At 65.5% G+C, this 11,082-nt stretch carries 9 protein-coding genes and 1 pseudogene; 2 read left to right on the forward strand and 8 right to left on the reverse strand.

Annotated elements, in window-relative coordinates:
• Nucleotides 1-456 (forward strand): annotated as a pseudogene (locus KZZ07_RS26020) (transposase); the annotation flags it as partial.
• 208 nt (nt 457-664) lie between these two features.
• Here KZZ07_RS26020 and KZZ07_RS26025 read toward each other — a convergent pair.
• The 8 genes from KZZ07_RS26025 to acsA all read right to left on the reverse strand — a co-directional run bounded on the left by KZZ07_RS26025 (nt 665) and on the right by acsA (nt 10,206).
• On the reverse strand, nt 665-1,777 hold the full coding sequence (locus tag KZZ07_RS26025) for an ABC transporter ATP-binding protein (RefSeq protein WP_219519679.1): 1,113 nt from the start codon (nt 1,775-1,777) through the stop codon (nt 665-667).
• 2 nt (nt 1,778-1,779) lie between these two features.
• Entirely contained in the window at nt 1,780-2,673 is an 894-nt protein-coding gene (locus KZZ07_RS26030; RefSeq protein WP_219519680.1) for a carbohydrate ABC transporter permease, read from the reverse strand.
• Nucleotides 2,670-3,572 (reverse strand): carbohydrate ABC transporter permease, encoded by a 903-nt coding sequence (locus KZZ07_RS26035; RefSeq protein WP_219519681.1) that lies wholly within the window; start codon nt 3,570-3,572, stop codon nt 2,670-2,672. Before KZZ07_RS26035 ends, KZZ07_RS26030 begins: the two co-directional genes overlap by 4 nt.
• A gap of 43 nt (nt 3,573-3,615) precedes the next feature.
• Complete coding sequence (locus tag KZZ07_RS26040; protein WP_219519682.1) at nt 3,616-4,869, reverse strand: ABC transporter substrate-binding protein; 1,254 nt, start codon at nt 4,867-4,869, stop codon at nt 3,616-3,618.
• Between the two features lie 178 nt (nt 4,870-5,047).
• Nucleotides 5,048-5,299 carry an acyl carrier protein gene (locus KZZ07_RS26045; RefSeq protein ID WP_219519683.1) on the reverse strand — a complete coding sequence of 84 codons (252 nt, stop codon included), beginning with the start codon at nt 5,297-5,299 and terminating at the stop codon, nt 5,048-5,050.
• A complete protein-coding gene (locus tag KZZ07_RS26050; RefSeq protein WP_219519684.1) occupies nt 5,296-6,483 on the reverse strand; it encodes a dihydrolipoamide acetyltransferase family protein in 1,188 nt (395 codons plus the stop codon). Before KZZ07_RS26050 ends, KZZ07_RS26045 begins: the two co-directional genes overlap by 4 nt.
• Nucleotide 6,484: 1 nt before the next feature.
• Nucleotides 6,485-8,479, reverse strand: coding sequence for a pyruvate dehydrogenase (acetyl-transferring) E1 component subunit alpha (gene pdhA / locus KZZ07_RS26055; RefSeq protein WP_219519685.1), 1,995 nt, complete (start codon nt 8,477-8,479; stop codon nt 6,485-6,487).
• Nucleotides 8,476-10,206 (reverse strand): acetate--CoA ligase, encoded by a 1,731-nt coding sequence (acsA, locus tag KZZ07_RS26060; protein ID WP_219519687.1) that lies wholly within the window; start codon nt 10,204-10,206, stop codon nt 8,476-8,478. Before acsA ends, pdhA begins: the two co-directional genes overlap by 4 nt.
• A gap of 443 nt (nt 10,207-10,649) precedes the next feature.
• On the opposite strand from acsA, the gene KZZ07_RS26065 reads away from it, so the two are divergent.
• On the forward strand, nt 10,650-11,082 hold a 433-nt coding region (locus KZZ07_RS26065), incomplete at its 3' end, for an alpha/beta hydrolase family protein (RefSeq protein ID WP_219519690.1).

The following is an 11,082-nucleotide window of genomic DNA, read 5'->3' on the forward strand; positions in this document are numbered from 1 at the left end:
GCCCATGTTGCCCGAATTGCTCAGCCAGATCCCGCCTGATGTGGAAATCGGCTCGGTCACCGCAGACGGAGCCTACGTTACACGTAAGTGCCATGACGCCGTCGCCGACCGCGGCGCCCACGCTGTAATACCGCCGCGCAAGAACGCCAGGCCTTGGAAGCCTTCGACCGCGGGCGCCATCGCCCGGAACGAGGCCCTGCGATCTTCGAAATATCTCGGTCGCGCGATCTGGCGAAACTGGAGCGGCTATCACCGCCGAAGCCGCGCCGAGACGAAACCTCTCGGGATCATGCTTCGCATGACCCTGCCGGTCAGTGGATGCACTGCGTGAAGCTGCTGCGGCAGAGCCTCATGGCACGCGATTTCGGTCGCCAGGCTGCAGAACTTCAGATCCGCGCCGCCGTGCTCAACCGCTACACCGCGCTCGGCATACCCGTCACAGAGCTCGTAGGATAAGTCCGTCCGGGGAAAGGGGAAGTCCGGGCTTCACGCGCTTTGCGAAACAAAGCCCCTCCTAAGGGGCAGGTTGCAGGTTCGAATCCTGCCGGGTCGCCACCTCCTGAACAGGTGATTGCATGGTTTTACGCCGTGGTTCCATTGCGCCAGTGATGGGTAGGCTGCGGTGGCTGACAAGCGCCGATCCGGCGCTCCTTTGGCGAAACGTTCAGACGGCGAAGCCGGTTTCCGCGTCGAAAAGCTTGGCCTTGGTCATGTCCACTTCGAAGCTGAAGGGCGTGCCGACCGGGCGGGCATCCTCTGGCCGGACCCGGGCGATCAGTTCCTTGCCGCCGATCTCGAAGACGATCATCGTGTCGGGCCCGGTGGGTTCGACCACGTCGACCGGGCGTTCGAATACAAAACGCTCTGCCCCCGGTAGTTCCGTGCCCGCCGCAAAGATGGTTTCGGGCCGCAGGCCAAGAACGACGGACCTGCCCTCTGACAGCGTTGTGGCGTCGATACCGGTCTTCGGCAGGGGAAATTCCAGAGCCGTGTCCCCGGAGCCGACGGCAACGCAGAGCCCGCCGGATCCCTGCCGGATCTGTCCCGGCAACATGTTCATCGGCGGAGAGCCCATGAACCCGGCCACGAAAAGGTCCACCGGGTCTTCGTAGATTTCGCCGGGCGGGCCGAACTGGCGGATGTGGCCATTGTCCATCACCGCGATGCGCGAGGCAAGCGTCATGGCTTCGATCTGGTCATGGGTGACATAGACCACGGTCTTGCCGAGCCTCTGATGCAGGCGCTTGATCTCGGTCCGCATCTCGATCCGCAGCTTGGCATCGAGGTTCGACAGCGGTTCGTCGAAGAGAAAGACCTCTGGCTTGCGCACCAGTGCCCGGCCCATCGCGACCCGCTGGCGCTGGCCGCCGCTGAGCTGGCCGGGCTTGCGATCCAGGAGGTGATCGATCTGCAGCAGGTGGCTGAACTCCTCCACCGCCGCATCCTGATCGGCTTTCGGGATGCGGCGGGTCTGCATCCCGAAGGTGATGTTGTCGCGCACCGTCTTGGTCGGGTAGAGCGCGTAGGACTGGAAGACCATGGCGATGTTGCGGTCGCGTGGCGGGACGTTCCCGACGGTCTCGTCGCCGATCAGGATGTCCCCGCCTGACAGCGTCTCCAGCCCCGCGATCAGGTTCAACAGGGTGGACTTGCCGCAACCGGAGGGGCCGACCAGGACCACGAACTCGCCGGGTTCGATTTCAAGGTTGATGCCCTTGATGACCTCGGTCGCGCCAAAGGTCTTGCGGACATCGCGCAACTGGATTCCCGAAGCCATGCTTATCCTTTCACTGCGCCGGCCGAGAGGCCGCGTACAAAATAGGCGCCCGCCACGACGTAGACGAGCATGGTGGGCAGGGCCGCGATGATGGCCGCGGCCATGTCTACATTGTATTCCTTGACCCCCGTCGAGGTGTTGACAACGTTGTTCAGGGCAACCGTCACCGGGTTGCTGTCGCCCACCGTGAAGGCGACGCCAAAGAGGAAGTCGTTCCAGATCTGGGTGAACTGCCAGATCACGGTCACGACAATGGCCGGGATCGACATGGGCAGGACGATCTGGAAGAAGATGCGAAAGAACCCGGCCCCGTCGACCTTGGCCGCCTGGATGATGCCGTCCGACACGCTGACAAAGAAATTGCGGAAGAACAGCGTCGTGAAGGCCAGACCGTAGACCGTGTGAACGAGGATCAGCCCGTAAACCGACCCGGCCAGCCCGAGCTGTCCCAGCGTCCGCGCCATCGGCAACAGGACCACCTGGAAGGGAATGAAGGCCCCGAAGAGGATCAGCGCAAAGATCCAGTCCGCCCCGGGAAAGCGCCATTTCGTGAGCGCATAGCCGTTGATGGCGCCCAGCATCGTCGACAGCAGCACCGCCGGCACCGCCATCGCCACCGAGTTCCACATGTAGGGTTTCAGACCGTTGCAGCGCACGCCCACGCAGGCGGAATTCCAGGCCTTGGCCCAGGCCTCGAAGGTGATCTGGCGCGGCAGGCTCAACAGGGTGCCCTCGCGGATCTCGGCCAGCGACTTGAGCGAGGTCGAGACCATGATGATCAGCGGGATCAGGTAATAGAGGCAAAACAGGCCCAGCACGAGAAACAGCAGCGCGCGCATCGCCGTGGTATGCCATCCCTTGGGCCGCACGATGCTGCTGATGTTGCGTTGCCTCATTGGCCTGTCTTTCTCAGTTCGGAATAGAGATAAGGCACGATGATCGCCACGATCGTCATCAGCATCATCGTGGCACTGGCCGCCGCGACGCCCAGTTCGCTGCGCTGGAAGGCGAAGGAATACATGAAGGTCGCGGGCATGTCGGTGGCATAACCCGGCCCGCCTCCGGTCAGCGCGATGACGAGATCGAAACTCTTGATCGCCAGGTGGGCCAGGATGATCACCGTGGACAGGAACACCGGGCGCAGGATCGGCAGGACGATGCTGGTATAGGTCTTCCACGGGCTTGCGCCATCCACGGCCGCCGCCTTCAGGATCTCGTCATCGACCGAGCGCAGCCCGGCGAGGAAGAGCGCCATCGCGTAGCCCGAGCTTTGCCAGACCGCCGCGATGACCAGCGTGTAGATCGCGTAATCCGAGTTCACCAGCCAGTCGAAGGTGAAATTCTCCCACCCCGCTTCGCGCATGAACCGTTCGATCCCGAGGCCGGGGTTCAGGATCCATTTCCAGACCGTCCCCGTCACGATGAAGCTGAGCGCCATCGGGTAGAGGTAGATCGTCCGGATCAGCCCCTCGGCCCGGACCCGTTGATCCAGCAGGATGGCAAGGAAGATGCCCATCACCATCGCGATGCCGATGAAGAGGGCGGAAAACAGGAAGAGGTTCTTGATCGCCACGTACCAGCGCGGCGTCGCCCAGAGGCGCGCATACTGGTCCAGTCCGATGAAATCATAGACCGGCATGATCCCCGAGGGGGTCATCGAGATATAGGCCGTCCAGAGGATGAACCCGTAGACGAAAAAGAGGCTCAGCGCGAAGAGGGGCGACACCACGATCTGTGGCAGTCGCCGTTCCAGCCAGCGGCCGGCGCGCAGGGTGAAGGGGGCGGAGTCGCTCATTTGATAGGGCAGGGGACCGGGGCAGCCCCGGTTCCCCAGGATCTTACATGGCGCGCGCGACGGCTTCGGAGAGCCGCTGCACCGCGTCCTCGGAACTCATCTCGGAGTTGAAGAACTCCGTCACGAGGTCAAGGAATTCGCCGCGAACCGAGCGCGGGATGGCCATTTCATGCGCCATCGAGGGAACCAGCGAGTCGTTCTCGATCGCGGCCAGAAGATCCGCGTGCGATTTCTTGGCACAGACGTCGAAATCGTCCAGCGGCACATCCGTGCGCGCGGGGATCGAGCCCTTGGCAAGGTTGAAGGTCTTCTGGAAGTCCGGCGACATGATCAGGCTGGCCAGCACCTGCTGCCCCTTGAGATTGTCGTCACCCGAGACCTTGAAGAAGGTGAAGCTGTCCGAGTTCAGGACAAAGCCCGCGCCGGGTGTCGGTGCGCAGAGGAAATCCTCACCCGGCACCTTGCCGGCGGCCAGGAATTCCCCCTTGGCCCAGTCGCCCATGATCTGGAAAGCGGCCTCGCCCCGCATGACCATCGCGGTGGCAAGGTTCCAGTCGCGACCGGGGAAGTTGGGATCGACGTAGCCGCGCAGCTTGCGCAACTGGTCGAAGGCGGCCACCATGGTGTCGGAGGTCAGCGCCTCCTGGTCGAGGTCGACCAGCGCGGCCCGGTAGAAATCCGCGCCGCCCACGCCCAGCACAACGTCCTCGAAGAGGGTGGCGTCCTGCCAGGGCTGGCCGCCGTGGGCCAACGGCGTAATGCCCGCCGCCATCAGCTTGTCCGCGGCGGCGTTGAACTCGTCCCAGGTTGTCGGCATCTCGGAGATCCCGGCCTTGGCCAGCGCCTCGGGATTCGCCCACATCCAGTCGACGCGGTGGATGTTGACCGGGGCGGCGACGTAATCGCCGTCATACTTCATGATCTCTGCCAACACCGGCGGCAGCACCGCGTCCCAGTCCTCGGCGTCGGCCACGGCCTGCACGTCGTTCAGCGCGCCTTGCTGTGCCCATTCCTGGATGCCCGGCCCCTTGAGCTGGACGGCGGTTGGCGGGTTGCCTGCCACGACACGCGCGCGCAGCGCGGTCATGGCCGCATCGCCGCCGCCGCCGGCGATGGGCGAGTCGTTCCATGTGCCGCCCTGCGCCTCGAAGGCTTCTTTCAGGGTGCCGACGGCCTTGGCTTCGCCGCCGGATGTCCACCAGTGCAATACTTCGACGGTCCCGTCGGCCTGTGCTGTGCTGCCGGCCGACAGCGCGGCCAGCATGCTGGCTGCGGCAAACTTGCGAATAGTCTGCATGTTCAAATTCCTCCCAGGATGTATGCGGGAAATCACATGGACAAACCCCAAGGGCGCAGGGACCGGCCTCCCGTCGGTCCACCCTGTCGGGCTGCTTTCCATATTCCTCCCGATGAATACGGTAACATCTCGTGGCCTATGCTATTTTGACCGAGATCAAACCGGGTTTGACGCCGGGTCACGCCTCTCCGGTTCTCGCCGCAAGATAGGCCGCCGCCAGCCGCGGCGTGGCGATCTGCGGGTAATCTGCCTCGGGAATATCGACGCCCAGCTTTTCGTGCAGTGCCGAAACGAGATTCAGAACATCCATGGAATCCAGTTCCAGATCGTCCTGGATGTGATCGTCGTCTGCGACCGTGGCCGGGTCGATGTCAGGCGCGATCCGCGAGAGTTCCTCAAGGAAAAGGCGGCGCAGGTCTTCAGGGGTCATAGGGCCTCCGGGGTCTTCAGGGCGGTTTCGAATTCACTGATGAAGCGCGCGGCGCGGCGGCCATCGCTGACCCTGTGATCCGCCGAAAGCGTCAGGGTCACCACATGGCGCGGCACGATGGCGCCGTCGACGATCCAGGGGCGCAGGTGCGGCGCGCCCAGCCCCACCAGGGCGACCTGGGGCGGGAATATGACGCCGGTCATCGCTTCTGCTCCGGTTTCGCCGAGGCTGGAAATAGTGATCGTGCCCCGGGTCATTTCCGAGGCTCTCAACCGGCCCGCGCGGGCCCGGCTGACCAGGTCGCGCATGCCGCTCATGGTCTCGTCGAGCGTCATATTCACCGCGTCCGCCAGCGCCGGGGCGACAAGGCCGCCACCGCGCAGCGCGATGGCCACGCCGGGGTTGACCTCTTTCGACGGGGCAAAGCCGGATTCCTCGGTGTAATGCCCGTTCATTTCCTTGACCTTCGCGGCGGCGAGCACGGTGGCCCGCACGAAAAGCGCCCCCAGAAGAACCCGTTCGGTCGGCGGCTTGTCAGCGTTGCGCTCTTCGAGAAAGCGCATGGCCGGATCGACGTCGAGCGTCTCGGAGAGGTAGTAATGCGGGATCGTGCGCTTGGCGCGCGTCATGGCCGCGGCGATGGCCTTGCGCATTTCCTCGACCGGGTTGGGCGCAGGCCGCGGGGCGGTGGGCGCCGCCCGCTCCACATCCGCCAGAACGATGGCGCCGCCGGGGCCGGTTCCGCTCACGCCGGTAAGGTCGACGCCCAGTTCCCCGGCCCGTTTGCGCGCGGCGGGAGAGGCGGGGCGGATGGCATCCGGTTGCGCCGGCGGCGAAGCTGCGACAGGGACGGCTGGTGCTGGGCGCTCCGGTTCGGCAACTGGCTCGGTCTCCGGGGCTGGTTCTGCCGTGGCCGTGGGTGCCGTCGGGCCGGCGGGTGGTTCCTCGCCCTCGGCCAGGATCACGGCCAGCGGCGTGCCCACCGGCAGATCCTCGTTCATCGGCGCGGTCAGTTCGTGCACGATGCCCGCGTCGAAACTCTCGATCTCGATGGCGCCCTTCTGGGTTTCCACCACGGCGATCACATCGCCCCGGTTCACCCTGTCGCCGGGGGCGACGAGCCATTCCACGAGGCGGCCCGACTCCATGTCCGAGCCCAATGACGGCATGGTGAAAACGCCCATCTCAGCGCCCCAGTGCCGATTTCACGGCGGCCACGATACGGTCGGCCTGCGGGATCGCCGCCGCCTCCAGGTGTTTCGGGTAGGGGATCGGCACCTCGGCTGAACAGACACGGCCCACCGGCGCATCCAGCGACCAGAAAGCCTGTTCCATGATCCGCGCCGAGACCTCTGCCGCCAGTGAACCTGTGCGCCAGCCTTCATCGACGATCAGCGCCCGGCGGGTCTTGCCGACAGAGGTCATGATGGTGGCGTCGTCCAGCGGGCGGAGCACGCGCAGGTCGATGACCTCGGCGGAGATCCCCTGCGCCGCCAGGTCTTCGGCGGCCTCCAGCGTCTTGAACAGAGATCCGCCATAAGTGATCAGGCTGATGTCGGTGCCTTCGCGGCGCACCGCCGCGCGCGAGATGTCGACCGCGCCGGCCGCCTCGTCAATCTGGCCCGCCCGGTTGTAGAGCATGACATTCTCGAAGATCAGCACGGGGTCCGGATCCTCCAGCGCGGTCCAGAGCATCCCCCGCGCGTCCTCCAGCGTCGCCGGCGCGAGAACCTTGAGCCCGGGGATATGGGCATACCAGCCTTCGAGAGAATGCGAATGCTGGGCGGCAAGCTGTTTGCCCGCGCCCGTCGCCATGCGGATGACCAGCGGCACGCCGAACTGCCCGCCGGACATGTGGCGCATGGTGGCAGCGGTGTTCAGGATCTGGTCGAGCGCCAGCAGCGAGAAATTGACGGTCATCAGTTCGACGATGGGGCGCATGCCCGCCGCCGCCGCGCCGATTCCGGCCCCGGTGAACCCGGATTCGGACAGGGGCGTGTCGCGGATCCTCTCTTCTCCGATCTCTTCCATCAGGCCCTTGGAGACCGCGTAGCAGCCGCCGTAGGCGCCCACGTCCTCGCCCATCAGAAAGACCCGCTCATCCCGTGCCATCGCCTCGCGCAGGGCCTCGCGCATGGCTTCGCGGTAGGTGGTGTCGATCATCCGGCCCGTCGGGGCCGGTGCGGTCGGCGGATCGGGCTGCGGCCCCAGGACATGCGTATCCAGGGTTTCGACAGGCTCCCACTCCGCCGCCTCGGCGAAGGCGACGGCCTCGGCGATTTCGGTATCGACCGTCTTCTCGATCTCGGTCACGTCGTCCTGATGGATCAGCCCGTTCTCCAGCAACCATCCCTGGAACCGCACGATCGGGCCCTTCTCGCGCCATTCGGCGACCTCGGCCTTGTCGCGGTAGAGCTGGGCGTCGAACATGGAATGCGCCCGGAACCTGTAGGTGCGGCATTCCAGCAGCATGGGACGACCCGTCTCGCGGATCTTGGCCAGGGCGGTCCGCGCGGCGGCCTCGACCTCGACCACGTTCATGCCGTCGACGACCAGCGCCTCCATTCCGAAGCCTTCGGCCTTGCGCGCAATGTCGCCCTGCGCCTCGGTCCGGGCAAGGGCGGAGCCCATCGCGTAGCCGTTATTCTCGCAGACGAAAAGCACCGGCAGATCCCAGAGTTCGGCCAGGTTCATCGTTTCGTGAAACTCGCCTTCGGCCACGGCGCCCTCGCCAAAGAAACAGGCGGACACGTTGGGCGCACCGGTCAGACGATCGGCCAGCGCCAGCCCCGCCGCCAGCGGCAGGCCACCGCCGACGATGGCATTGCCGCCGTAGAAATTCGTCGCTGAGTCAAAGAGATGCATCGAGCCGCCGCGCCCGCCTGAACATCCGTCGGCCTTGCCGTACATCTCGGCCATGACCTTGTTCATGGGCACTCCGCGCACAAGCGCATGGCCGTGCTCGCGGTAGGTCGCCACGATGCGATCCCCTTCGGCCAGGCAGGGGATGATACCGGCGGCGATCGCCTCCTCGCCATCGTAGAGATGCAGGAAACCACGGATCTTCTGCTTGGTGTATAGCTCGGCGCAGGTTTCTTCGAACCGGCGCACGCGGATCATGTGCCCGAGCAATGTCAGAACATGGTCGCGGTCGAGGCGGGGCTTGGCTGCGGCAGTCATGTCTCGTCGGTCTCCAGGGTCGAAATGTCCCCCTCTGGCAGGCCCAGTTCCCGGGCTTTGAGAAGGCGGCGCATGATCTTGCCCGAGCGGGTCTTGGGCAGGGTATTGCGAAAGACGACCTCGCGCGGGGCCACGGCGGCGCCCAGCGTCTTGCGGGCGTGGCCGCGCAACTCGCGCTCCAGCTCGTCGGAAGGCCTGAAGCCGGGGTTGAGGGTGACATAGGCCTTCACCACTTCCCCGGCGGTCTCGTCGGGGACGCCGATCACCCCGGCCTCGGCCACGGCTTCATGTTCGATCAGGGCCGATTCCACCTCGAACGGGCCGATCAGATGCCCCGAGGACTTGATCAGGTCATCGGCCCGTCCGACGAACCAGAAATAACCGTCCTCGTCGCGCAAGGCGAGGTCGCCGGACAGGTACCAGCCATCGGCAAAGGCCTTTTGATAGCGCGCCTCCTCGTTCAGGTAGGCCCGCATCATCGACGGCCAGCCGGGCCGCAGGGCCAGTTCGCCGATCTCGCGCGGGGCGCATTCGCGAAGCCCGTCCTCGCCCTTTTCGACGATGGCCGCCTCGACACCCGGCAGCGGTTTGCCCATGGAGCCGGGGCGGACCTCCATGCCGGGGCGGTTGGCGATCATGATGCCACCCGTCTCGGTCTGCCACCAGTTGTCGTGGAAGGGCTGGCCGAAAACCTTTGCCGACCAGACCACCGCCTCGGGGTTGAGGGGCTCCCCCACGCTGGCGAGGAATGTCAGCGAGGAGAAGTCATAAGGCGCCGCCGCCTCGGCCCCGGCGCGCATCATCATGCGGATGGCCGTGGGCGCGGAATACCAGATCTGGACCTTCTCGCGCTCGACGGTTCCATACCAGCGGTCGAGGTCGAATTCCGCCTCGTCCACGATCATCGTGACCCGGTTCACCAGGGGCGAGAGGATGCCGTATGACGTGCCCGTGACCCAGCCGGGATCGGCGGTGCACCAGTAGACCGCGCCGGGTGTCAGGCCCAGCGCCTCGCGCCCGGAAAAGGCGTGGTAGACAACCGCGTTCTGGACATGGACAGCCCCCTTGGGTTTGCCGGTGGTGCCGGAAGTGAAATGGATCAGCGCCGGGTCCTCGGACTCCATCGGGACCGGGGCAAAATCGGGCGAGGCCGCGGCCAGTTCGGGGCCAAGCGCCACGCAGCCCTCGGGCGCGTCGTCGCCGAGGATCAGGACCAGTTTCAGGCTGGGGATCTGGTCTCGCCAAGGCGCGATCTTGCGCCGGTAGATCGAGGCGGTGGTCAGCAGAACATTGGCTTGCCCGATCTCCATCCGGGTGCGGATCGGGTCCGGCCCGAAGGCGGAAAAGAGCGGGGTGAACACCATGCCGGCCCGCAGTGTCCCCAGCGCGCCGGCGTAGAGTTCGGGAACGCGGCCAGCCAGGGAAAACAGGCTGTCGCCGGGGTGCAGCCCGTGGGCCGCAAGGACATTGGCAAAACGCGCCGACATGTCCCGCAGGTCGCCGTAGGTGATGTCCTGTTGCGATCCGTCCTTGCCGGACCAGCGCAGCGCGATCTGATCGCCGTGTCCTTGGTTCACATGCCGGTCGAGCGCCTCGTGAGCGATATTGAATTTGCCGTCCAGGCCATCGATCAAGGTCCGGGCATCGCGCCAGAGATCCGCGCTGGCGCGCGTCGCGGCCACGGGGTCAAAGACGGTCGTCGTCGCGGCTTCGCTATCCTGTGCCATTGTGATCCTCCCGGGCGGGAGCGTGGCGCCGGTTGCTGCGTTCCTCAATGACGCAGATCAATGCCGAGGCGTGGAAGTCGTGGGAGGGGCCAATTCTGTTCGCGATGCACGGACGGCGGCACGGGGCGCGATCCCACGACGGGTCCAGGTCTCCCGTCCCGGATATAAGGGCCGGGGCAATGCGATGGTGCAATGCGACAGGGCATCATGCAGGCGGCAGCCGGTCCTGTCTCCGAACTTCGGTCGCCCGAACTGCCAGTTCGGCCAGTGCTTGCGGATTTCCAAGGCATCATCGCACTCGGTGATGCCGGCGTCCGGGTAGACCTGGTGAAGGCGGTTCAGGGCGACGCTGTCCAGCGTGACGCCAAGGCCGGGGCCGTCGGGCACAGGCAATCGGCGTTGTTGCACATCGCTGACGATAGAGGATTCATTTTTGCGAAACCATGCGGTTACCAGGGCTGCATGAGAAAGCCAGCGCCCGCCCGCTATCGCACGACGAACTGGTCCAGCTACAACGCGTCGCCACTCTGGGCATGTCGATGGGAGCCGCGCTGGCCATGTGGGTGGGCGCGCTGGAGCCACGGGTGGCGGCGGTGGCGCAATTGTGCATGCTGGCCAGCATTGAGGGATTGATAGAAACGGGCGAGCATGATCGTCACGGGCTGTACCTGGTCGTGCCGGACCCGCTGCGACACGCGGACATGGGCCATGTGGCGCGCCTGATCGCCCCGCGTCCGCAATTCGCGGGCCTGGGCGGCGAAGATCCCTTTACGGCGGGGGTGCAGGCGACGCTGGACCTGCGCCATGCCTATGACGCCACCGGGCGGACCGACCGGCTGGTGACCTGGATCGACCAGGCGACCGGCCACACGGAAC

This window comes from Mameliella sp. CS4, assembly GCF_019392335.1.
Lineage (GTDB): Bacteria > Pseudomonadota > Alphaproteobacteria > Rhodobacterales > Rhodobacteraceae > Antarctobacter.

What these genes read in the sequence shown, in the direction of transcription:
- KZZ07_RS26045 (WP_219519683.1), bottom strand. Translation starts at nt 5,299, where the DNA reads ATGACCCCTGAAGACCTGCGCCGCCTTTTCCTTGAGGAACTCTCGCGG.
- KZZ07_RS26030 (WP_219519680.1), bottom strand. Translation starts at nt 2,673, where the DNA reads ATGAGGCAACGCAACATCAGCAGCATCGTGCGGCCCAAGGGATGGCAT.
- KZZ07_RS26050 (WP_219519684.1), bottom strand. Translation starts at nt 6,483, where the DNA reads ATGGGCGTTTTCACCATGCCGTCATTGGGCTCGGACATGGAGTCGGGC.
- pdhA (WP_219519685.1), bottom strand. Translation starts at nt 8,479, where the DNA reads ATGACTGCCGCAGCCAAGCCCCGCCTCGACCGCGACCATGTTCTGACA.
- KZZ07_RS26035 (WP_219519681.1), bottom strand. Translation starts at nt 3,572, where the DNA reads ATGAGCGACTCCGCCCCCTTCACCCTGCGCGCCGGCCGCTGGCTGGAA.
- KZZ07_RS26040 (WP_219519682.1), bottom strand. Translation starts at nt 4,869, where the DNA reads ATGCAGACTATTCGCAAGTTTGCCGCAGCCAGCATGCTGGCCGCGCTG.
- acsA (WP_219519687.1), bottom strand. Translation starts at nt 10,206, where the DNA reads ATGGCACAGGATAGCGAAGCCGCGACGACGACCGTCTTTGACCCCGTG.
- KZZ07_RS26025 (WP_219519679.1), bottom strand. Translation starts at nt 1,777, where the DNA reads ATGGCTTCGGGAATCCAGTTGCGCGATGTCCGCAAGACCTTTGGCGCG.